Origin of the sequence: Photorhabdus hainanensis, assembly GCF_018448965.1 — a bacterium.
Lineage (GTDB): Bacteria > Pseudomonadota > Gammaproteobacteria > Enterobacterales > Enterobacteriaceae > Photorhabdus > Photorhabdus akhurstii.
Genome location: NZ_RCWD01000011.1, coordinates 23080 through 44575, shown reverse-complemented (window position 1 = coordinate 44575; position 21496 = coordinate 23080). Strand labels below are relative to the sequence as shown.

At 43.7% G+C, this 21496-nt stretch carries 21 protein-coding genes; 7 read left to right on the top strand and 14 right to left on the bottom strand.

Annotation, left to right across the window (positions count from 1 at the left end; genetic code table 11):
• Window positions 1-32 precede the first annotated feature (32 nt).
• Genes EAE92_RS08915 through ectB form a run of 4 tightly spaced genes read right to left on the bottom strand, consistent with a single transcriptional unit; the run spans window position 33 to window position 6080 of the window.
• The gene (locus EAE92_RS08915; RefSeq protein ID WP_214067821.1) at window positions 33-473 is read right to left on the bottom strand and encodes a GNAT family N-acetyltransferase; all 441 of its coding nucleotides are present in this window, start codon (window positions 471-473) and stop codon (window positions 33-35) included.
• A gap of 48 nt (window positions 474-521) precedes the next feature.
• Entirely contained in the window at window positions 522-1529 is a 1008-nt protein-coding gene (locus EAE92_RS08910) for a TauD/TfdA family dioxygenase (protein ID WP_214067820.1), read from the bottom strand.
• A 10-nt stretch (window positions 1530-1539) separates the two neighbouring features.
• Window positions 1540-2658: a ThiF family adenylyltransferase gene (locus EAE92_RS08905; protein WP_214067819.1), complete on the bottom strand. Its 1119-nt coding sequence runs from the start codon at window positions 2656-2658 to the stop codon at window positions 1540-1542.
• Between the two features lie 2 nt (window positions 2659-2660).
• A complete protein-coding gene (gene ectB, locus EAE92_RS08900; RefSeq protein WP_214067818.1) occupies window positions 2661-6080 on the bottom strand; it encodes a diaminobutyrate--2-oxoglutarate transaminase in 3420 nt (1139 codons plus the stop codon).
• Window positions 6081-6689: 609 nt separating this feature from the next.
• On the opposite strand from ectB, the gene EAE92_RS24990 reads away from it, so the two are divergent.
• The 3 genes from EAE92_RS24990 (at window position 6690) to uspE (ending at window position 8955) form a co-directional block, all read left to right on the top strand.
• Entirely contained in the window at window positions 6690-6815 is a 126-nt protein-coding gene (locus tag EAE92_RS24990; RefSeq protein WP_281422764.1) for a hypothetical protein, read from the top strand.
• 304 nt (window positions 6816-7119) lie between these two features.
• Window positions 7120-7875: a fumarate/nitrate reduction transcriptional regulator Fnr gene (gene fnr / locus EAE92_RS08895; protein ID WP_036775662.1), complete on the top strand. Its 756-nt coding sequence runs from the start codon at window positions 7120-7122 to the stop codon at window positions 7873-7875.
• A 135-nt stretch (window positions 7876-8010) separates the two neighbouring features.
• Window positions 8011-8955, top strand: a complete 945-nt coding sequence (gene uspE / locus EAE92_RS08890) for a universal stress protein UspE (protein ID WP_105395415.1) — start codon at window positions 8011-8013, stop codon at window positions 8953-8955.
• Window positions 8956-9018: 63 nt separating this feature from the next.
• On the opposite strand, the gene EAE92_RS08885 is transcribed toward uspE, so the two are convergent.
• The 7 genes from EAE92_RS08885 to EAE92_RS08855 form a co-directional block, all read right to left on the bottom strand.
• Complete coding sequence (locus EAE92_RS08885; RefSeq protein ID WP_214067817.1) at window positions 9019-9984, bottom strand: urease accessory protein UreD; 966 nt, start codon at window positions 9982-9984, stop codon at window positions 9019-9021.
• Window positions 9981-10616, bottom strand: coding sequence for an urease accessory protein UreG (gene ureG / locus EAE92_RS08880; RefSeq protein ID WP_011146430.1), 636 nt, complete (start codon window positions 10614-10616; stop codon window positions 9981-9983). The genes EAE92_RS08885 and ureG overlap by 4 nt, the downstream gene beginning before the upstream one ends.
• Window positions 10617-10668: 52 nt before the next feature.
• Window positions 10669-11355, bottom strand: coding sequence for an urease accessory protein UreF (locus EAE92_RS08875; protein WP_214067816.1), 687 nt, complete (start codon window positions 11353-11355; stop codon window positions 10669-10671).
• Window positions 11352-11948 (bottom strand): urease accessory protein UreE, encoded by a 597-nt coding sequence (locus tag EAE92_RS08870; RefSeq protein ID WP_046394593.1) that lies wholly within the window; start codon window positions 11946-11948, stop codon window positions 11352-11354. Before EAE92_RS08870 ends, EAE92_RS08875 begins: the two co-directional genes overlap by 4 nt.
• Window positions 11949-12022: 74 nt before the next feature.
• On the bottom strand, window positions 12023-13738 hold the full coding sequence (locus EAE92_RS08865; RefSeq protein ID WP_214067815.1) for an urease subunit alpha: 1716 nt from the start codon (window positions 13736-13738) through the stop codon (window positions 12023-12025).
• A gap of 67 nt (window positions 13739-13805) precedes the next feature.
• Window positions 13806-14195, bottom strand: a complete 390-nt coding sequence (locus tag EAE92_RS08860) for an urease subunit beta (protein WP_214067814.1) — start codon at window positions 14193-14195, stop codon at window positions 13806-13808.
• A 91-nt stretch (window positions 14196-14286) separates the two neighbouring features.
• Window positions 14287-14589, bottom strand: a complete 303-nt coding sequence (locus tag EAE92_RS08855) for an urease subunit gamma (RefSeq protein ID WP_011146425.1) — start codon at window positions 14587-14589, stop codon at window positions 14287-14289.
• A gap of 391 nt (window positions 14590-14980) precedes the next feature.
• Here EAE92_RS08855 and EAE92_RS08850 point away from each other — a divergent pair, with 391 nt between their 5' ends.
• The 3 genes from EAE92_RS08850 to EAE92_RS08840 all read left to right on the top strand — a co-directional run bounded on the left by EAE92_RS08850 (window position 14981) and on the right by EAE92_RS08840 (window position 16694).
• Window positions 14981-16006, top strand: coding sequence for a HoxN/HupN/NixA family nickel/cobalt transporter (locus EAE92_RS08850; protein ID WP_214067813.1), 1026 nt, complete (start codon window positions 14981-14983; stop codon window positions 16004-16006).
• A 113-nt stretch (window positions 16007-16119) separates the two neighbouring features.
• Entirely contained in the window at window positions 16120-16410 is a 291-nt protein-coding gene (locus EAE92_RS08845; RefSeq protein WP_036806311.1) for a CopG family ribbon-helix-helix protein, read from the top strand.
• Window positions 16398-16694, top strand: a complete 297-nt coding sequence (locus EAE92_RS08840; RefSeq protein ID WP_011146423.1) for a type II toxin-antitoxin system RelE/ParE family toxin — start codon at window positions 16398-16400, stop codon at window positions 16692-16694. Before EAE92_RS08845 ends, EAE92_RS08840 begins: the two co-directional genes overlap by 13 nt.
• A 127-nt stretch (window positions 16695-16821) precedes the next feature.
• On the opposite strand, the gene pntB is transcribed toward EAE92_RS08840, so the two are convergent.
• Together pntB and pntA are read right to left on the bottom strand one after the other, a co-directional pair.
• On the bottom strand, window positions 16822-18210 hold the full coding sequence (gene pntB, locus EAE92_RS08835; RefSeq protein WP_040150553.1) for a Re/Si-specific NAD(P)(+) transhydrogenase subunit beta: 1389 nt from the start codon (window positions 18208-18210) through the stop codon (window positions 16822-16824).
• 10 nt (window positions 18211-18220) lie between these two features.
• Entirely contained in the window at window positions 18221-19750 is a 1530-nt protein-coding gene (pntA, locus tag EAE92_RS08830) for a Re/Si-specific NAD(P)(+) transhydrogenase subunit alpha (RefSeq protein ID WP_214067812.1), read from the bottom strand.
• 422 nt (window positions 19751-20172) lie between these two features.
• Between pntA and ydgH the strand changes: the two genes are divergently transcribed.
• Window positions 20173-21126: a DUF1471 family protein YdgH gene (gene ydgH, locus EAE92_RS08825; protein ID WP_214067811.1), complete on the top strand. Its 954-nt coding sequence runs from the start codon at window positions 20173-20175 to the stop codon at window positions 21124-21126.
• Between the two features lie 83 nt (window positions 21127-21209).
• Here the strand turns inward: ydgH and stlE are convergent, their stop codons facing one another.
• Window positions 21210-21452 (bottom strand): stilbene biosynthesis acyl carrier protein StlE, encoded by a 243-nt coding sequence (stlE, locus tag EAE92_RS08820; RefSeq protein WP_065391795.1) that lies wholly within the window; start codon window positions 21450-21452, stop codon window positions 21210-21212.
• Between the last annotated feature and the right edge of the window lie 44 nt (window positions 21453-21496).

Here is a 21496-nt window from a genome sequence, read left to right as displayed (position 1 = left end):
TTTCTATCCTTCTGACTAACGCTGGTCGTTGCTCAAAGCCTTTTCTGCATAAAAATACGGGCATTTCCATCCGGTAAAGAGGGCACCTCACCAAAAATGCTGTAACCATGCTTCAGATAAAAGTCAGGCGCCTGAATCTCCATGGTAAACAGCACCGCCGTATGACATCCACGTAGAGTTGCTTTTTTTTCGGCCCGTTTCAGCAATGTACTTCCCAGTCCCTGCCGACGCAGTTCTTCCGGAAGAAAGAAATAACTAATGAAAAGCACACCCAGAGAGGTACGACCCACCAAACCACCAACGACTTCACCTTGCTGGTCATGGACATAGAAATCCAGCGGCTGGTTGTCAGAAATATTGGTTTGTTCCACATTCCATATATCAAGTAACTGACTAATTTTTCCTCGGCTTTCAACATCACCCTGATCGGAACTTTTGATGGAGTGCCCGGAGTCCAGAATATCTCGATTCATGCATTGATCCTGATTGGCCGGGCCGATATATCGTCCCGGTTGGTTATATTAAGTTGCCGTACTCGCCAAACGCGTTTCCAGAAATAACTGCTCATAATCACGACCGCGAGCTGTTAGTGCGGGCACCACAGGTCTGCCATCGGATAATTCGATCCAGAGCCTTAATAAATGGCGCTGGTTGAGTGCATCATCCTGAAACTCCGTGCGGGAATGCAGTGTGGTATAGTTGTTGAGAAAAAGGATTTCGCCAGGCTCAAGCATAAATTCGAGTCTGAACTCTGGGCGGCTACATATTTCATAAAATGCGTGGAGTCCAGCATCAAGTGCGTCAGGGAGAGCTAGTCCCTGAAGTTTTGCTGCTGCTCGCATATAAGCACCGAGACACATAGAGCTCACCCTGCCTGACATTTTTGAGAAAATCGGAATTTTGTATGACGTGTAGGGAAGTTTACTCGAAGAGCGTTCAGCTGTAGCGTAATGATATCCTTCAAAAAGGGCGTCAAGTAGTTCTGGTTTTTCCCTTAACATTTGATTGTAGATAGCCAGGCCACTTACGATTTGAGTCAATCCCCCTGAAGCAGCCTCCCTCAAGCACATAAGCCCAACAATTTCAAAGGCATCCGAATGAAATCCAAGCTCCCGATTAGACATATAGCCTCGATTATTCGGATTATTTTTCTCATTCCTTACATGACCTATCCTGTGACCCTGTGAGTTTTGTACGACTGGACGTCCAAGACCTGTTCCAATTCCCCAGAATAGATGACTCAGGGTTGAATCAGTAAACATTTCTCGCGGAATACCTGACACTACCACAACCCCGCGTCCTTCAGTCAAACGCTGATGAATGCTCTCCTGTAAGATAGTTATTTCCTCAAAGCTAAAATCTGACGCACTGAACGCTTCGCTGGGTCTATCTTCTATAGCGGATAAGTGATGCCTGAATGCTTCGATTTGTTCATCTGAAACAGGCAATAGCACGTCTTTCTTGCTTTCCAACTGCGCTGAGCACCATACTGCCGGATCGTCATCAATAATCTGATATGATTCGTTCATGTTGGTGTCCTCAATATGCACAAAGTTCACAATCTGGATGTTGCGGTTTATCCGCCACATTCGTTTGTAGAGTTGTGAATGAGATAGTTACCAGTTTCCCTGCTGAAATCATTGGCCATCCAACAAGTTTCCTGATGATATCCGCAGACATCATCCCTCCGACAATCATTGCCGAATAACTGAAAGCCGAAGTCTCAGGGATTAAATCATGTTCTTCTCGCCAAGCGCGCATGGAGTAATGGTCAGGATCCTGAGTCCGTGACCACTTTTCGTCGCAGCGGAAACAACCGCTCTGGTCAGGGAATTTTGTCCAGAACATACCCATTCCGGCAGAAACACTGTTGAAAACACCCGGAATTCCCATGGCAAAACAGGCGTCACTGATCCAGCGGTCAGCAGCGATAACCGGTCGGTCAATTGCAGCTACGACGATATCGGGTTTGAATTGAGAAATTAATTCCTTAACAACATCTGAACCGGTTATACGCTTGAATACTGTATTTACCGTGACGTCCGGATTGATCTTATTAAGACGAGATTTTAACCCTTCGACTTTCCGCATCCCTATGTCATCAACGGTATAAAGCTGCCTGTTGAGGTTACTAAGTTCAATATCATCGAAATCAACGACAGTGATGGTACCGCAGCCAGTCATTGCCAGCGCTGTTGCCGTGCAGCTTCCAAGCCCACCACATCCCAACAGTAGCACATGCCCTTTGAAAAGTTTCTGCTGATACTCAGCGGGTGAAATGCCATTGTCACTTAACGCAGCAAATCCATTGAGATTTCGGGAGTAACGCTCTCTTTGATCGGCACCGAGAACCTGATAATCGAAATATTTCTCATCATGAACGAGGTTGTGAGACTGAAGTTCCTCGATCAATTTTGTTAACGCCGACTCTTCAACGTCATGACCGTTTTGCTTCAGTACTTTAAGGAGACCATTGCTGTTCAATTTTCCTTGCATGTGGTTAAGCGCAACTATTTTCCAGCCATCGGGATCTGGAATTATTTTGCTTGCTTCACCCTGACGGGTACCGGAATGTATTGCAATGACATTATTGCTAATCGGAACAGCAACAACCGTTGGCTGAAGCCGTGGATTGTTAAGTGAAATGGAATTCGCCATAGTTATGCCTCTTTAATTTTTACTACCGGCAAAAGAATTCCCCGGAGCCCTACATTCATGACCGGATCAAAACTGGCACGTGCCTGAAAACCTGCAAACCGGCCACCATATACATAGGTATCCACACCTGACCACATTAAATCTGTAACGCCGATATCAGGATGAACTGCGGAAATCACACGCCCGCGAATGTATCGTTGAATGACCCATGTTTCGTCGCTTTGCGCTGCAAGACGTAAGGCCGCTTCCCATTCCTGAGCGGTGGTAAACGGACCAACCAACAGACCTTCTCCTCTTGTTGCATTAGAAGGTTTGAGCACAAGAGTCCCTCGTTCTTGAATTGCCCAGTCAACTAGATCGATTTGCCTTCCCTGAGGGGATGTCGTTTGGCATGCGCGGAGGATGCGTGTCCAGGGAATATGTTTAAGACAAAAAGCCTTTTCCTCTTCGGGCAGGAAAAAGAGCATTTGCGGATCACTTAGGACAGCCATTATAGCTTTATCTGCGAGCGGCCATTGGCAGATGAGAGGATTGATGAAAGTGACTTCTCCATGAGATGTTGCAGTAAGGTATTCTTTAACTTCGGGTTCATCGATCAAGTCGCGCAAATCGAGTTTGTTATAGGCCACATCAATAACACGACCCTGCGGATCTATTACCTTGTTGTTATGTCGACGTAACAGAGACGCATCAATTTCCTCGGTAGGAACCCCCAGACGATTGAAACCATTTACCATCCAGGTTACCTCATTTTTGAACCGGCCTTTATAAGTGACAATGGCTGCTCTTCTGGCTGGCTCTCCGGTACGTTCGCGATGAGTTTCCAGTAATGTCTCAAGAAATAAATCCGGATTTTGGACAAAGGGCTGAAAATCGGCACTGGCTTCAATACCGTTCAGTAAAGGGTTTGACACCTCTGACCACAATGCACCTGCAATCCCATTTTGGATCACTCCCCCGGGGCAATCGGTATTAGTTTCCAAGATCTGATAAGTTCCATCTTCACTGAAAAGACCATCCAGGCGGAAAATTCTGGTCAAAGGAGTATGATTTGGCAAATTAAATAAATAATGTTCGCTTTTCTTATAAGTCGGAAAATATTCACGTATCAAGACATTTTCCACCCATGCATGAGCAAATTTTTCAAATATTTCTGTAAAACGTTCACCGATGCTGGCAAGTTGCCGAACTAGGTTATCAGACAAAAGAAGAGGACGAATTGAAACCGGATAGTTTTTTCCCTCAAAATTTAGTCCTCCATCAATGAGTTTTTGGCTTAGGCTTTTCTGCGCTTCTAATAAAGAGGATTTTTCATTTTCGTCAAGGCTAAGTAGTTTTTTTTCAATCAAGATTTCGTCTTGATAAAACAGAGTGTCATGAGGTGTTAATGATGAAGTGTTTATTTTATTCTCCATACCTAACTGAACGGAAACTTGTTTTAGAGATTTTTCAAGTAATAATAATCCATGCTCAAGGACATTGATTTCGATAGTCAACGGGGGAAGTAATTTGATGACCTGTCCCAGCGGACCACATGTTTCTATAATGAGTCCTAACTCAGTGGCTTGGTTTCTGACATTTTCTGCTGCCTGCGAAGAAAAGAGTTCTAAGCCCCACAACATTCCTTTTCCCCGGATTGTTCTGATCAATTGGGGGTATCGTTGATGCAGACCCAGCAGATATTTATGCACAATTTCCGATTTGTCTTTAAGACTCCGCAAGAAATGTGGATCATACCAGTAATCAAGAGCATATGTGGCACCAATAAATGCAAGGTTATTACCACGGAAAGTTCCGTTATGTTCTCCAGGTTGCCATATATCCAGTTCCGGTTTCATTAGAACAAGAGACATGGGGAGTCCATATCCTGAAACAGACTTTGCAAGACAGATGATATCCGGTTTTATCCCAGCATCTTCGAAGCTGAAGAAAGTTCCTGTACGACCACAACCAGCCTGAATATCATCAACAATAAGCAGTATATTGTTTGCAGCTGCGATTTCTGCTACACCCCGTAACCATTCTACGCTCGCTACATTGACGCCCCCCTCTGCTTGAATAGTTTCAAGAATAATTGCTGCTGGCAAGTCAATACCGGAGCCCGGAGAAACTAGCATTTTCTCCAAAACGTCCAATGACGTGTCATTCTGACTAAGGAAATTTTCGAAAGGAAGGCGTACTATATTGTTTAGGGAAACACCAGCAGCATTTCGTTTTTTCTCTCTGGCTGTGGCTGCAAGGGCCCCCAGAGACATTCCGTGAAACGCATTGGTAAACGCAACAATATCGCTGCGCCCTGTAACTTTGCGTGCGATTTTCATTGCAGCTTCAACTGCATTGGTTCCTGTCGGCCCGGTAAACTGAAAACGATACTGCAAGCCCCGTGGTTTCAGTATCTGCTGATTAAAGCTTTCAATAAATGCCCGTTTTGCACTGGTATATAAATCCAGAGAATGCGTTATGCCATCTTTTTCAATATATTCAATAAGATGAGATTTTAAGCGAGGGTTGTTGTGGCCGTAATTTAATGATCCAGCTCCTGATAAAAAATCAATCCATGATTTACCCTGCTTGTCAGCCACTAGGGCATTGCTTGCCGTAGTGAATATGGCCGGATAATTACGGCAGTAGCTACGCACATTTGATTCGTACTTTTCAAAAGTCCTGCACGCGTCTACAGTGAAAAGTATCTCGTTTTTTATATTTTCATACACAGCATCAAACATTCTACAACGCAGCAATATCGTATTTTTACCAACCGCCCTTATTCGCTTCGATAACTGTTCGTTATTTTCTGTAATATTGTGAAGAATATGCACCATGGTAATGGCATGATCTTCGTCCTCTTCAATATGTAATTTGAAAAATTCTAATCCCCGTTCAGCAACCCCCAAATGCGTAAGAGCATGTAATACGGGCTTGTAGATCATTGGAACAATTGCTTCGGCCCCCAAGCAAAGTGCAGCTAAACCATCAGCAATTTCCCCTGAGCGGCAATAATTCAGGACACACGAAGCAAGATGAGAGGTTTCTTCAAGTGCAGGGACAGAGCTAACCTGTGCGCCTGTTTCCATCAGTGAACGCTGAAACAACTCAGCGTGAGTGACTTTTCCCTCTCCATTTACCCCCATCTCTTCACGTAAATTTTCCATCAGATGATGAATATCATTGAAGTTATCAATATGGCTGATCAGAGCACACAAAAAGCGAGTAAAGTTACGTGAATAATGATGATGTTGAATCAAGAAATAACGCATTCCGGACAAAGTGATTCGTTCTTCATTCATTGCGATAAGTAACGGGTGGTTAACCAGTTTTTTCACCGCATCTATATCCAGCCAGTTATCCCAAAGTCCTTCTTCGGTCAGTAACCCTATATCTCTTTTATCAGGTAAAGTTACAGTTTGATTTTGTTCACTCACCTTGCCTCTCCTGTTTCTGAAATAAAACGCATCTCTGCTCTCTATAACAAACAACTCTTTACTAGTAGCAACAGAATATAAGTACTGAGGTGCTTATAACCTCTTAACAATCAATGCTAACGAAAATAAACATTTCATTGATGAAACAATAAATTATCCTAACAAGTATTTCAATAAATTATTAATAACATAAGTTATAAATATTCAACCATTTGAAAAATAAGATTAATATCTTTATGGGAGTAAGAGTAAGTACCAATATTGTCTAATTTTTTATTGAAATAATTTCATTATGAAATAGTTACTAACAGGTACCGCATGATGTATCTAAATAGATATATGAACACCGACTCGATTCAAGTAGATGAATAAATTTTCCGGCAACGAAGTCGCAAACATAATATTCGGCTTCAAGGAGCTAGGATGAAAATACGTATTCTCTGCCCTCATTATTCCAATTGATGCTATAAGGTTAATTCTTATCGCACTAAGTTACGTTTTAACAATACTTCGCATGATAGGAGGGGTAATAACCGAGTGGTCCACTCTGGTGAACGAATCAATTATACCCTTAACTAATTATTGCAATTAATAAAGGGATCCTATGACATGACAATTTGCCACTGGCTAACTAAAGACGAATTACTATCTATTGTCGATATTGGTTTTTCCATCGAAGGACTGGTAAATCTACTTAGTCAGCAACATCAATTCACACTGCAATTGATATCTTGAAAATATAATAATCAGGTTGCTGTAGCTGTGCTGGTTGAGCAGGAAAAGGAACTTTTAATGTTCTGTCATTTATCAGTAATATTATCGACAATATCATAAATATTAATGAAAAAATCACCATCCCTTAGTCTTGCAATGGCAATAAGTGAACATCAACTTCATACTATGCAATAATTTCTTATGGATAGGATAAACAAGTAATACATTTTCCTAAATAAATTGCAGAAAACCATTATAGCTCTTACCAGAATCATCAAGAAATGCTAAAGTTGAAGGATATGAATATTTCAAATGAGCATGCCATATGATCCAGGAAAAACGTGTTATTCGTCGAATCCAGTCTGGTGGTTGTGCGATCCACTGCCAGGATTGCAGCATTAACCAGCTATGCATTCCTTTTACCCTGAATGAGCACGAGCTTGACCAGCTTGATAATATCATTGAGCGTAAGAAACCTATCCAGAAAGGGCAAACATTATTTAAAGCAGGCGATGAGTTGAAATCTCTTTATGCTATCCGTTCTGGCACAATTAAAAGCTACACTATCACCGAAGAAGGTGATGAGCAAATTACAGGTTTCCACCTCGCAGGGGATTTAGTCGGTTTTGACGCTATTCTTAACACTAAGCATCCAAGTTTTGCTCAGGCTCTGGAAACATCAATGGTCTGTGAAATTCCGTTTGAAACATTGGATGACCTGTCTGGAAAAATGCCTAATCTTCGCCAGCAGATGATGCGCCTAATGAGTGGGGAAATTAAGGGCGACCAAGAGATGATATTGCTGTTGTCTAAGAAAAATGCCGAAGAACGGCTAGCTGCATTCATTTATAATCTCTCTCGTCGTTTCGCTCAGCGTGGTTTCTCACCAAGAGAATTCCGTTTAACCATGACCCGCAGTGATATTGGTAATTACCTCGGTTTAACTGTTGAAACTATTAGTCGTCTGCTTGGGCGTTTCCAGAAAAACAATACTCTCGGTGTAAAAGGTAAATACATCACGATTGAAGACATGGATAAGTTGTCTGAATTAGTCGGAAAAAAATCTGTTTCAATTACCTGATCTTAAAACCAGATCATCTTATTTTGTTGATCTGGTTCTCCTCTGACCTGTTCGGTTTGCTTATATTGGTTTATCTTTAGTATTGAAACGTGAGTATTGAAGCGTGTTTTGTCTAGCCTCTGTGAGGATACCATTATGGCAAACTATCAAAACCTTTTAGTTGTAATTGACCCAAGTCAGGACGATCAACCGGCATTAAGACGCGCAGTTTATATAGTGCAACGCAACGGCGGCCGGATTAAAGCTTTCTTGCCCATTTATGACCTTTCTTATGAAATGACCACCTTACTCTCCCCAGAAGAAGCTAGTGCTATGCGTAAAGGGGTTACCAGCCAACGCACTGCCTGGCTTAAACAACAAGCGTACTACTATCTGGAAGCCGGTATTGATATTGAAATAAAAGTGGTATGGCATAATCGACCTTATGAAGCGATTATCCAAGAAGTCATTACAGGTAATCACGATTTACTTCTGAAAATGACGCATAAACATGACAAGCTAGGCTCCTTGATTGTTACCCCACTTGACTGGCAGTTACTCCGCAAATGCCCATGTCCAGTATGGATGGTAAAAGATCAAATATGGCCAGACCAAGGCTCCGTTGTAGTCGCGGTCAATTTGTCTAATGAAGAGTCATATCATCATGAGCTGAACCTGAAACTGGTTAAGGAAACTCAGGAGCTGTCGAATCAAGTCATGAAAAACCCAGAAATTCATTTGGTCAGCGCTTATCCTGTCGCACCACTGAATATCGCCATTGAATTACCCGATTTCGACCCAAGTGTTTATAACCATGCTCTACGTGGCCAGCATCTTATTGCCATGAAAGAATTGCGCCAAAAATTCTGCATTGATGAAAAATATACTCATATCCATGAAGGATTACCGGAGAGTGTTATTCCCAAAATGTGTGATGAGATGAACGCGGGTATTATTGTTTTTGGTATCCTTGGCAGAACTGGGCTATCCGCCGCTTTTCTGGGAAATACCGCAGAGCATGTGATCGACCAGCTTAAATGTGACCTTTTGGCGATAAAACCTGATGGTTTTGAATGCCCAGTTAAAGCCGCTAAAGAGTGATAGTAATAGCATGATACTTATCCATTTGGCGATAAAACCCGAAACAGATTTTCATCCCAGGTTTTATCGCCAGATAAACGGCTCAGGTAGCGTAACACCAAGGATCTCCTCACGAGCTATACGCCAAAAAAGACGAATACCCGCTTTAACTTGATAAGTTTCTTTTCCCAATACCTTAAAGATTAGACCACACTGATTAGGTAAACGACTGGCGCCACTCGCTATACCCGTTTCAGCATCGTACTGAGGAGTCAGGCGCGCCAGAATACGATCATGGTGAACCTGAGGTGTCAGCAAGATCACGTTTCCGAACACATGGAACGGCCCCATCACCCCTACGCTGTTCAACGGTTGTTTTTTAGGCTCCAGTACATAACGCTCTGTAAACAATACCTTGCCATCAAAATCAGTTGCCGTAATACGTGATGAATAAACATCAAATTTAAACCCCTGATCAGCCGGGTGGTATTTGCGACCGGACATAATAATTTCAGAATAAATCAATGTGGCGGTCGGATGAATGGTTATCTGAGTGTCGGTAATAAACCGAGAGCCACTGTGAGGTATAACCGGATCGGGCATCATTTCCAGATAGCCTCCCTGCTCTACCTGGATAGTTTGCACTTGCGCCGCGTAGTTATTCTCCATCGAATGAATCTTAGTCGCCGATTGGGTGGTGACATGACCAAACGCCTCTGGAGCGACATGAATGTCCAGCGCCAATCTATCCCCTTGCAAGATACATCCCGACGTGGAGATCATAAATACACACGGCATCTGCGGTAATGCCTCATCCCAATACAGCGCCCGCTGCACTAAATAAGGCACCCGGCGTTTCATTTGCGCCAAAATACTACGATCGCCACGCCGAGCAAATCCCAACCGCAGATAGCCACTTTTACCAACATCACCGCTTGCCATCTGAGGTGGTTCATCCTGAAATCGTGCAAGTTCCGGCGCGTTGACACCAAGATTATTCGCCCGTTGACATGCTTCTCCGATATTTTGCGGTGAGCTGGTGGAAGTCATTGCGTCGCCTGTAATGAATGGGTAAACAGGAAATCACGCATGATCATATTTACCAACGTTTCAACACCCTCTCCGGTTTTGCAATTGGTAAGGATATAAGGGCGCTGACCACGTACAACTTGAGTGTCATGCTCCATCACCGCCAAGCTGGCGCCAACATAAGGCGCTAAATCAATTTTGTTGATCACCAGAATATCAGCCTGTACCAAACCCGGTCCGTTCTTGCGCGGGATTTTCTCCCCTTCAGCGACATCAATCACATAAATATAAAAATCTGCCAAAGCCGGACTAAAAGTGAGTGTCAGGTTATCACCACCACTTTCAATTAACACAACGTCGCTGTCAGGAAAACGCGCTTCCATCTCCTCTACCGCAGCAATATTCATACTGGGATCTTCGCGCACCGCGGTATGAGGGCAAGCACCGGTTTCCACACCAAGTATCTTTTCTTCATCTAAAATGCCCTTCAAAGTACGTTTAACCTGTTTAGCATCCTCCGTGGTAACAATATCATTGGTGATAATCAGAGGTTTTATTCCGCGCTGGATCAAGATAGGTGTGATCACTTCAATAACGGCCGTCTTGCCTGAACCCACCGGACCGCCAATGCCAATTCGGGTAATTTTTTTCACAGGGATTTCCTCACACGATTAAGAGGTGGTTAAAAGCGATATCAGGATCAAGTTAATTACTGAACAGCCGGGTAAACGCGCTAACGTGCAGCGCTGCCAGAACATCGGTCATAGGCGTATAAGATGTCATCTGTTCAATCCCTCCCTTTTCCGCCTCATCACAAAACAGTTCGATATCTTGATTCAATGAGAACAAGATACGTTGAATTTCTATATGGGTAACACGCATCAGGCGTATAGCCGCACTGAGTATCGTCATTGCAACGCCATATTGATGCATGACGATCACTTCACGGGGCGCCGCCCCCAATGCACTCATGACAACCGCCAAAGTGATCGGATAGGTACCGGCGGCAATATCACTCTTTATTTGTGCTAACCACCATGCAATTAACGATTCACCAGTGACTTCAACTGCCATCTCCGCTAATTTTTTCCCCATCCGCGTAACCATTGTGCGACTTTCTTCATTTAATTTGCGATTAAATACCGCCCAATCATGGGTGATAGCGGCATCATGTTGCCCACTATTCAACGCCTGACATGCAGCCACAACTGCGCGGCCATCACTACTCACCGCCTGTAACAATGCTGTACGCGTAAACTCGCTTAACGTTGCCACGTCATACACGATTTTGCTCTGAATGGCCGATTCCAAACCGTTTGAAAAAGAAAACGCGCCAACAGGCAGTACTGAATCAGCAAACTGCATGATTCTGATTAAGCGGAGAGCGTTCATTTTAGTTTGATCACATGCTGGTTCAGAAATGTGTTCTCGACATGAACATGTGTCGCAGAATCCTCAGCACCACCGAATAATAAGCGGGCTTCGGAATTGTTAAGGGAAGGCAATATCTCTTCACCTTTAACAAAGGAGTAAGGCAATGCATGAAAGCCGTGGGTTTTCATGACTGAATCCATGACTTTAGTTGAGACTGTCAGCGGAATATAAATCTGGTTGTTTTTAATCACTGATTTCCAATGCTGGTTACCTAAAGCATGACCAAGTTCGAAGCTGGTTTTCATTACCGTCTCTAAATCTAATGACAGTAATGATTTCAGGTGAATAACCATCACATCACGCAAGCTCATTTGAACAATAACCGCCAATCCTTTAGCTTCGTCCCACAATAAAACATCGCCATCAGACAATACCTGATGACGGTCAAGGGAAATACCTAAATCCAATCCGTTAAGGGTAGATTTACGACAACGGCTTTTTTGCGCTTCCCATTGCGAAAGCACCAAGATATCCGGCGAGATCCCTTGCAAGCGATCTCGCCAGAAAACATCCTTTTTGGCATTACCAAGAATCTGTTCAATAACAATCATAAGATAATCCTCTGAACGCATGGATCGGTTAATCCGGCCAGAAACATATTCTCTGACCGGCAACAAAAAATAGATTAACTAAAGAAATAGCGCTGATTAAGCGCGACTGTCCTGACCGGTTTTACGGTGGCATATTCACCATTCACCTTGACAGCAAAGGTTTCTGCATCCACTTCAATCGCGGGCGTTTCAGCATTACGCACCATGTCTTTCTTAGAGATAGCCCGGCAGTTGCGCACCGCCATAACCTGACGTTCCAAACCAAGGCTCTCTTTTACCCCCAGTTCCATCGCCGCCTGAGATACAAAAGTAACGCAGGTTTCCTGAAGGGTTTTGCCCAATGCGCCAAACATCGGACGATAAAATGTCGGCTGCGGCGTCGGCAATGAAGCATTTGGGTCCCCCATCACCGCCCAATTAATCATACCGCCTTTAATGACCAACTTAGGTTTTACGCCAAAGAAGCGTGGCTCCCACAGCACCAGATCAGCCATTTTTCCCACTTCAACCGAACCGAGCACATGGCTTATGCCCTGAGCAATGGCCGGGTTAATCGTAATTTTGGCGACGTAACGTAATACACGGAAATTGTCGTTATGTGCTGCGTCCTCCGGCAACTTGCCTCGCGCCGCTTTCATGGCATGAGCAGTTTGCATCACGCGCAGCCAGTTTTCTCCCACTCGCCCCATTGCCTGAGAATCACTGGAAAACATCGACAATACGCCCATATCGTGCAACACATTCTCCGCAGCAATGGTCTCTGGACGCACGCGGCTTTCCGAAAATGCAACATCGGCCGGCACTTTGGGATTAAGGTTATGGCAAACCATAATCATATCAAACAGTTCCGCTTGGCTGTTGATACCGTAAGGCAGTGTGGGATTAGTCGAGCTGGGCAACACATTCATCTGGCTGGCAACTTTAATGATATCCGGCGCATGCCCGCCACCAGCGCCTTCGGTATGGAAAGTGTGAATGGTGCGACCTTCAAAAGCGTCGATGGTATCTTCAACATAACCGCCTTCATTCAGGCTATCAGTATGCACTGCGACTTGGATATCCATTTCATCCGCTACACGTAAGGCATTACGCAACGCAGAGTTCGTCGCGCCCCAGTCTTCGTGCACTTTCAAGCCGACAACGCCCGCTTTGATCTGTTCAACCAGCGGCATAGCCGCCGCCGCATGGCCTTTTCCCAAAATACCTACGTTAACCGGTAAACTTTCAAAAGCACGCAACATGCGATGGATATGCCACGGACCGGCGGTGACAGTGGTGCCATTAGTGCCGTCAGTGGGGCCAACACCACCGCCAAAGAAAGTCGTCACGCCATTGGATAAAGCATGTTCAGCTTGTTGAGGAGAAATAAAGTGAATATGGGTATCAATGCCCGCAGCCGTGAGGATGAGATGCTCTCCAGATATAGCATCAGTACTAACACCAACCACCATACCGGGGGTAACGCCATTCATCATGTTAGGATTACCACTTTTACCTATCCCGACAATACGTCCCCCTTTTATGCCGACATCCGCTTTAATGACGCCTTGTCGGGCATCTAAAATAGTAACGCTGGTGATGACCAAATCTAATACGTTTTCGCTGGTCATACGGTTATCCGCACCCATACCATCACGCAGCGATTTACCTCCGCCATAGACCGATTCATCACCATAGCCACGCAGATCTTTCTCAATTTCAATAAATAGATTGGTATCACCCAAGCGGATCTTATCGCCGGTCGTTGGACCAAAAAGACCTACATATTCCTGTCGGGAAATGGTTGGCATAGTTTATTCCTTTGTTCGAAAGATTTTCCGACGTTCGTCAACTCTACCTTGAATTTATTTGATTCTACTACCCGGCATGTAACCAAGTTTTCTCCACAGGCTCATCAATGGCAACCTGACTTTTACCCGCCCAACCATCGACTAAATTATTAAATCCATAAACGTTTTGTTTCCCGCCAATCGGGATTAATGACACCTCGATTTCATCACCGGGTTCAAAACGGATAGCGGTTGTTGCTGTGATATTAAGTCGCTTACCAAACGCAGCCGCACGATTAAATTGCAAAGCTTTATTTACTTCAAAAAAATGGAAATGAGATCCCACCTGAATAGGACGATCACCTGAATTACGAACTTTTAATTGAATAACCGGACGATCTTCATTAAAGGAGATCGGGTCTTTAGCCAGAATATACCCCCCCAACGGAGTAACATCTTCTTTATTATTTTTTTCCATCGGAAAATCTCCACGTTAAGACGTGAGTCAAGACATAAGTTAATATTTTGTCTAGATAATTTTTCCTGCTATTTACAATTTGTTTCAGCAATCATTGAATGGGATCATGTACAGTGACCAAACGACTACCATCAGTAAATATCGCTTCAACCTGTACATGCGGAATAAGATCAGCGACGCCATCCATCACATCCTCTTTAGTCAGAACATGCCTGGAATCATCCATCACTTCTTCCAATGTTTTCCCCTCTCTGGCGCCTTCCAATGCAGCCGCGGTAATAATCGCAACGGCTTCAGGATAATTGAGTTTTAAACCGCGAGACTTACGCTTTAATGCGACATCAGCCAGTGTATATACCATGAGTTTTTCGATTTCCCTTGGTGTTAATTGCATAAAGCCCCCTAATCATTGGTTATTCCATACGGCCACACTGCTATGTCAATATATAACTTATATGTCAATATATAACTTAATACAATTTTTCCAACAGACTTTATTCAAAAGCTGCTGTCCCTATCCGAATATTGATTTAGATAATCTTTTAGCAAAAAATCTTTGACACAAAGACCATAATATGTCAATTAAGATCATTCTTTTCAACACAGGTTAGTCCTCTTACCTCTTATTTAAATTTATCCAAGGTAATATTACAAGCTGATTAGTATGCCCACTTGGTAAAAAAATTATAGGTCATGAAGTCAGAAAATACTTACTGTTTTTTTGGACTTCTAGCAATCACCCGTAAGACGGGTTTTACATTTACAGATTTACAGGTATTCCATATATGAATAATTTAACGGATAAAAAACGTGCTGTATCTCTTCTGGTTGTTTTGATTGCCGCCAACATACTGGCTTGGGTTTGGGCATTTATCGCTTTCCGTCATCATGCGGTTATGATGGGGGCGGCCCTGCTGGCTTACGGTTATGGACTGCGCCATGCGGTCGACGCTGATCATATCGCCGCCATTGATAACGTCACCCGTAAATTGATGCAACAGGGTAAATCACCCATTGCCGTCGGCGCTTTCTTTTCTCTTGGGCATTCCACCATTGTTATTCTGGCTTGCTTCGCCATCGTCCTAACTTCTATGGCGTTTAAAGATCAAATGGGCTGGATTCATGACTATGGCGGCATTGCCGGTACCTTAGTTTCGGCCTGCTTTCTGCTAGCAATAGCGCTAATTAATTTGTTGATATTAAAAAGCGTTTACCAGAAGTTTCAGGAGATCAAACGTGGCAGAAATCTGGCTAAAAGTGATTTGACTGTACTAGAAACAACGCCAGGGGGGATCATGACGCGCCTGTTTCATTCAGTCTTCCGACTGGTAAACAAAAGCTGGCATATGTATTTAGTCGGTTTTCTGTTTGGATTAGGTTTCGACACCGCTACCGAAGTTGGGCTATTAAGCATATCTGCCGCCGGTTCTCTCAGTGGGCTTCCTCTGTGGTCGTTGATGGTATTCCCGGCGCTATTTACCAGCGGTATGGCACTCATCGACTCACTGGATAATTTTGTAATGGTGGGTGCCTATGGTTGGGCGTTTTCCCAACCGACACGCAAACTCTATTACAACATGACCATTACCGCGGCTTCCGTTGCTGTAGCACTGTTCATCGGTGGGCTGGAAGCGCTTGGGCTTATCGCTGAACAGTGGGATTTGCATGGCGTTTTCTGGAACACTATCGGGGCATTAAATGACAATATGGGCAATGTTGGTTTTTGGGTTGTCGGGATTTTTATTCTGTTCTGGACTTTATCAGTGATGAATTATCGCTGGCGGGGGTACGATACGCTGGAAATTAAATAACAAACGCAGAACTCTTCACATAACCGTGCGATGTATTACATCCTGAAATGTTGTTATGCTCGCTATCTAATGATAGCATTTGTGTTACTAGTGATATCATTGTGAGAAAGGTTATGCATAAACAAACGAAACAGACAATAACCCTTCGCTTAGATGAAGGGTTAAAAACACGCATTAAAGCGTTGGCTGACACGCAAGGTATTTCTGCCCATTCGCTTATGGTACGTTCAATCGAAAGTGAAATTGATACTTTGGAGGCCAGACAACAATTTTTACGTGATGCCGAAAACGCTTGGTTAGAATATGAAGCCACCGGTTTACATTTAACTGGCAGTGAACTTTGTAATTGGCTGGATGCGATTGTACGTGGCGAGGATAAGGAGCCACCTGAATGCCATCTGTAATAGTCACTCCCGCAGCAACAAGAGATATAAATCGTCTTATTGATTTCTTATATCAACGCGATACAGTTGCTGCGAAGTCGGCACTTAGTATCATTAGCAAACACATCCAAGCACTGGAATCTAACGTCTTATCTGGACGGCCAACAGAAATTTATCCACTCTTTGAGTTAATTATCCCTTTTGGTGGTACAGGCTATATATTGTTATACAGAGAACTTCCCGGAAGTAATACGCGTTACATTTTGGCTATCCGTCACCAGCGAGAAATCAACTATAAGCACTAACTTAAGCATTAATAACTAGTGAATCGCAAATAAAGTAAAACAACGAATGTAATTTCTGTCTCTTAATCAAGAAATCTGACTAAGAGACAGTAAATCCATCACAGCTGTAAGTTAAAACAATAGAAAATCACAGTGCACGCAGGATTGCCTCTACGCTCGCCTTCGCATCACCGAACAACATCTGGCTATTGTCTTTAAAGAACAACGGATTTTGCACACCGGCGTAACCTGTGTTCATAGAACGTTTGAACACAACAACATTTTGTGCTTTCCAAACCTCCAGAACGGGCATACCCGCAATCGGGCTGTTGGGATCTTCCTGTGCCGCAGGGTTAACGGTGTCGTTGGCTCCAATGACCAACACAGTATCGGTATCAGAGAAATCATCATTGATTTCATCCATTTCCAGAACAACATCGTAAGGCACTTTCGCTTCTGCCAACAGCACATTCATATGCCCTGGCAGACGCCCCGCAACGGGATGAATACCAAAGCGAACATTGACTCCCTTCTCCCGCAGTTTAGCTGTGATGTCATGTACCGGATATTGCGCTTGAGCAACCGCCATACCGTATCCCGGCGTGATGATAACAGAAGTTGAATTTTTCAATAGCTCAGCCACTTCTTCCGCTGTGGTTTCGCGGTACTCGCCCATCTCCTGCTCGTCACCGGTTGAAGAACCATCAGTACCAAACCCGCCGGCAATCACACTGATAAAAGAGCGGTTCATCGCTTTACACATGATGTATGAGAGAATCGCCCCCGAAGAACCAACCAGCGCACCCGTTACAATCAACAAATCATTGCTCAACATGAAACCCGCTGCTGCTGCGGCCCAACCCGAATAGGAGTTCAGCATTGAAACCACCACTGGCATATCCGCGCCACCGATGGAAGCGACCAAATGCCAACCAAACGCCAATGCGATTGCTGTCATGAGCAATAACGTGAACACTTGCAGGCCCGTACTTTCCGTTTTCACAAAGGTAATCAACAGTACAAAGGAGATCACAAGCGCCGCAAGGTTTAATTTATGACGATTTGGCAACATCAACGGCTTAGAGGAAATTTTTCCACATAATTTACCAAATGCCACAACGGAACCGGTGAAGGTAACCGCACCAATGAAAACCCCTAAGAAGACCTCTGTTAGATGGATATTTTCCATCACGGGTTCTGCAAAACTATCGTGAGCGATAAAGCTATTAAAACCGACCAGCACGGCGGCCAAACCAACAAAACTGTGCAAAATAGCAACCAATTCCGGCATTTCAGTCATTTCAACTTTATTTGCCAGACGAATACCAATAACCGCACCGATCACCATCGCCAGAATAATCCAGACAACACTTCCGGTATCAGGTCCGAAAATCGTCGCAATCAATGCGATTGCCATTCCGGTGATACCAAAAATATTTCCGCGTTTAGAACTCTCATGACGAGATAACCCTGCCAGGCTGAAAATAAATAAAACGGCGGCAACAATATATGCTGCTGTAACGACTCCACTCGACATTAGTTACCCCTTAGTCCTTACGAAACATTTTCAGCATACGTTGAGTGACAGTGAAGCCACCGAAGATATTAATGCTGGCAATAAGAACGGCAATAAATGAGAAGAAACTTACCCATCCACCATCACCAATTTGTAATAACGCCCCAACGACAATAATCCCCGAAATGGCATTAGTTACCGACATTAACGGTGTGTGCAAAGCATGGCTGACATTCCAAACCACGTAATAACCCACCACACAAGCTAACGCGAAAACAGTAAAGTGGGATAAGAATTCTTTTGGCGCAGCATTGGCTAACCAACCGAATAAGATAACAACCAATGCCAATAAACCATATTTCAACCAAGGTGAAACAGGTTTCGCCGCTGGCTTTTCTGCTTTAACCGCTGCCGGTTTTGCCGGCGGCTGGGCCGAAACTTGAATGGGTGGCGCAGGCCAGGTAATTTCGCCCTCTTTGACGACTGTCACGCCACGAATAACAACATCGTCAAAATCAATATTGATTTCGCCATTTTTCTCTTTACACAATAACTTGAGTAAATTAACCAAGTTAGTACCGTAAAGCTGAGAAGATTGTGTTGGCAAACGGCTGGGCAAATCTGTGTAACCAATAATTTTCACACCATTTGCAGTAACAACCAATTTATCTGCTTGCGTTAATTCGCAGTTGCCGCCTGTCTGAGCCGCCAGATCAACAATCACACTGCCCGGCTTCATGGATTCAACCATCTCTTTGGTGATAAGACGTGGAGCGGGTTTCCCAGGAATTAAGGCTGTCGTCACAATGATATCAACTTCTTTTGCCTGTTCGGCAAAAAGCGCCATCTCCGCTTTAATGAAGGCTTCGGACATCACTTTTGCATATCCGTCACCACTACCGGCCTCTTCTTCAAAATTCAGCTCAAGAAACTCCGCCCCCATGCTCTGAATTTGTTCTTTAACTTCAGGACGAGTATCAAACGCACGAACAATCGCGCCTAAACTGCCTGCGGCCCCGACAGCAGCCAAACCAGCAACACCGGCGCCAATAATCATCACCTTGGCTGGCGGGACTTTTCCCGCCGCAGTAATCTGACCAGTAAAGAAACGGCCAAATTCGTGAGCGGCTTCGACTATTGCGCGATAACCGGCAATATTCGCCATAGAACTCAACGCATCCAACGATTGCGCTCTGGAAATACGCGGTACTGAATCCATCGCCAACACCGTGACTTTACGGTCTGATAGCTTCTGCATTAACTCAGGGTTTTGCGCTGGCCAGACAAAACTAACCAACGTACTCCCTTCCTTCATTAATGCAATTTCGTCATCCTCAGGAGCATTAACCTTTAAAATAATATCTGAACGCCAAATATTATGACGATCAGTAATTTCAGCACCTACTTGTTGGTAAGCACCATCTTCAAAACTGGCTAAACGCCCAGCTCCACTCTCAACAACGACATTAAATCCCAATTTCAGCAGGTGTTCCACAGTGTTCGGTGTGGCTGCAACACGTGCTTCATTGACAAGTCGCTCCTTCGGTACACCAATACGCATAATGTTCCCTTCCTAAAGCCTAAGATTAATGATGATTATTGCTTGCTACAGTCAACTTAGCGACTAAATTAACTTGATTACTGCCATCAGTAAAATCTATCAACAAATATTTTAATAACCAACTGAAAATATTATCGATGTTCGAACGCTAATGGGTAAAAAAATAACTAAGTAGTACCAATTAAGTAGTACTATAAATAGTATTACCGGCGCAAATCGTACTTTTAACTAAACTGGACCACTCCCTATGTTGATAAAAACTTATGGCGCCCTATTCTACAAACTTGCATTCATTCATACTGATAGCATAAATTCGTGGGACATTAGCTATTATTACATGTAATAATTATCGGCTATGTGATACACAACCATGTTCAGCAAGTTACAACTATTATTTAATGCGCAAGGTGGAAGGATTTTTTATGAAGCTGAAAACAACGATGATTGCAGCAGTGGTATTCTCATTAACGGGTATTACCACTGCTCAAGCAGCTCAGGAGTTATCCCCGGAGAAAGCAGCGGAGCTGAAACCGTTTAAACGTATTATGGTTACAGGCCCTTTTAATGCTATTTATGAAGCTGCCGACGCGGTTTCCCGTCGTGCAGACAAAATGGGTGCTGATGGGTTTTATATCCAAAGCCTTGATGATCTGAATAATAGCGGCAACCTGCGCGTTGTAGCAGATCTGTATCACAAAGATGCAGAGAAAATTGATAATTCACCTAAATATCGTGAGTTTCGCGGCATCAAAGAATTACCCAAAACAGAAGCTGTAACGCTGGAACCATTTGATACAGTCACTATCAGCGGCTTTTACGACAATGAACCCGATTTGAAGGAAGCCATTGCAAAAGAAGCCAAGAAAAAAGGCGCAGCGGCTTTCTTTATTGTTCGTCAGATTTCAATCAATGATGGTGGTAATCAGACGGTTACCGCTTATGTTTATAAAGATGATGCGCCAAAACGCCAAATTCAGGCTGATGAAGCGGTTATCCCGGCAGATTCCGATTCTGGACGCACTGCATTGGCGGCTGGTGGCGAATCGGCTAAGAAAGTAGAAATTCCTGGTTTAGCCTCTTCAACTTCAACCAGTAATTCTGTTGGTCGCTTCTTTGAAACCCAATATTCTAAAGGCGAACGTTACACTGTCACTCTTTCTGATGGTACGAAAATCCAAGAATTAAATAAAATCAGCGCTGCTCAGATGGTACCTTTTGATTCCATCACCTTTTCAGGTTATTACAACAGCATGCCTGATGTTTCCTATGAAGTCGCTAAACGCGCCGCGGCTAAAGGCGCTAAGTACTATCATATTACCCGTGAATGGCAATCCAGTGGTGGAACCTCCACGATCAGCGCAGATCTGTTCAAATAACCTATTTAACCAAAAACAAAAAAAGGCACACATGATAATCATATGTGCTTTTTTTATTCATAAAGATAATAAAGCCCTTCAAACTAATCAGCAGATTCCAACTTCGAATCGATACAATCAATGGCGTTCTGTATCGTCACTATTTTTTCCGCTTCTTCATCATCAATAGTTATCCCGAAGTGCTCTTCCAGAGCCATAATCAATTCAACATTATCTAACGAGTCGGCACCTAATTCCTCGAATGTTTGTGTATTAAGAATTTGGGTTTCAGGTATTCCAAGTTGTTCTGCAACAACACTTTTGACACGATTCTCTAAATTTTCCACGCTGTATTTTCCTAGATGTACCAATTACGAGGGGAAACAGGTTG

What these genes read in the sequence shown, in the direction of transcription:
- EAE92_RS08885 (WP_214067817.1), bottom strand. Translation starts at nt 9,984, where the DNA reads ATGACTTCCACCAGCTCACCGCAAAATATCGGAGAAGCATGTCAACGG.
- EAE92_RS24990 (WP_281422764.1), top strand. Translation starts at nt 6,690, where the DNA reads ATGACAATTTGCCACTGGCTAACTAAAGACGAATTACTATCTATTGTC.
- EAE92_RS08855 (WP_011146425.1), bottom strand. Translation starts at nt 14,589, where the DNA reads ATGCAATTAACACCAAGGGAAATCGAAAAACTCATGGTATATACACTG.
- ydgH (WP_214067811.1), top strand. Translation starts at nt 20,173, where the DNA reads ATGAAGCTGAAAACAACGATGATTGCAGCAGTGGTATTCTCATTAACG.
- pntA (WP_214067812.1), bottom strand. Translation starts at nt 19,750, where the DNA reads ATGCGTATTGGTGTACCGAAGGAGCGACTTGTCAATGAAGCACGTGTT.
- pntB (WP_040150553.1), bottom strand. Translation starts at nt 18,210, where the DNA reads ATGTCGAGTGGAGTCGTTACAGCAGCATATATTGTTGCCGCCGTTTTA.
- uspE (WP_105395415.1), top strand. Translation starts at nt 8,011, where the DNA reads ATGGCAAACTATCAAAACCTTTTAGTTGTAATTGACCCAAGTCAGGAC.
- EAE92_RS08865 (WP_214067815.1), bottom strand. Translation starts at nt 13,738, where the DNA reads ATGCCAACCATTTCCCGACAGGAATATGTAGGTCTTTTTGGTCCAACG.
- EAE92_RS08870 (WP_046394593.1), bottom strand. Translation starts at nt 11,948, where the DNA reads ATGATTGTTATTGAACAGATTCTTGGTAATGCCAAAAAGGATGTTTTC.
- EAE92_RS08840 (WP_011146423.1), top strand. Translation starts at nt 16,398, where the DNA reads ATGCCATCTGTAATAGTCACTCCCGCAGCAACAAGAGATATAAATCGT.
- EAE92_RS08860 (WP_214067814.1), bottom strand. Translation starts at nt 14,195, where the DNA reads ATGGAAAAAAATAATAAAGAAGATGTTACTCCGTTGGGGGGGTATATT.
- EAE92_RS08845 (WP_036806311.1), top strand. Translation starts at nt 16,120, where the DNA reads ATGCATAAACAAACGAAACAGACAATAACCCTTCGCTTAGATGAAGGG.
- EAE92_RS08910 (WP_214067820.1), bottom strand. Translation starts at nt 1,529, where the DNA reads ATGAACGAATCATATCAGATTATTGATGACGATCCGGCAGTATGGTGC.
- EAE92_RS08905 (WP_214067819.1), bottom strand. Translation starts at nt 2,658, where the DNA reads ATGGCGAATTCCATTTCACTTAACAATCCACGGCTTCAGCCAACGGTT.
- EAE92_RS08915 (WP_214067821.1), bottom strand. Translation starts at nt 473, where the DNA reads ATGAATCGAGATATTCTGGACTCCGGGCACTCCATCAAAAGTTCCGAT.
- EAE92_RS08850 (WP_214067813.1), top strand. Translation starts at nt 14,981, where the DNA reads ATGAATAATTTAACGGATAAAAAACGTGCTGTATCTCTTCTGGTTGTT.
- EAE92_RS08875 (WP_214067816.1), bottom strand. Translation starts at nt 11,355, where the DNA reads ATGAACGCTCTCCGCTTAATCAGAATCATGCAGTTTGCTGATTCAGTA.
- fnr (WP_036775662.1), top strand. Translation starts at nt 7,120, where the DNA reads ATGATCCAGGAAAAACGTGTTATTCGTCGAATCCAGTCTGGTGGTTGT.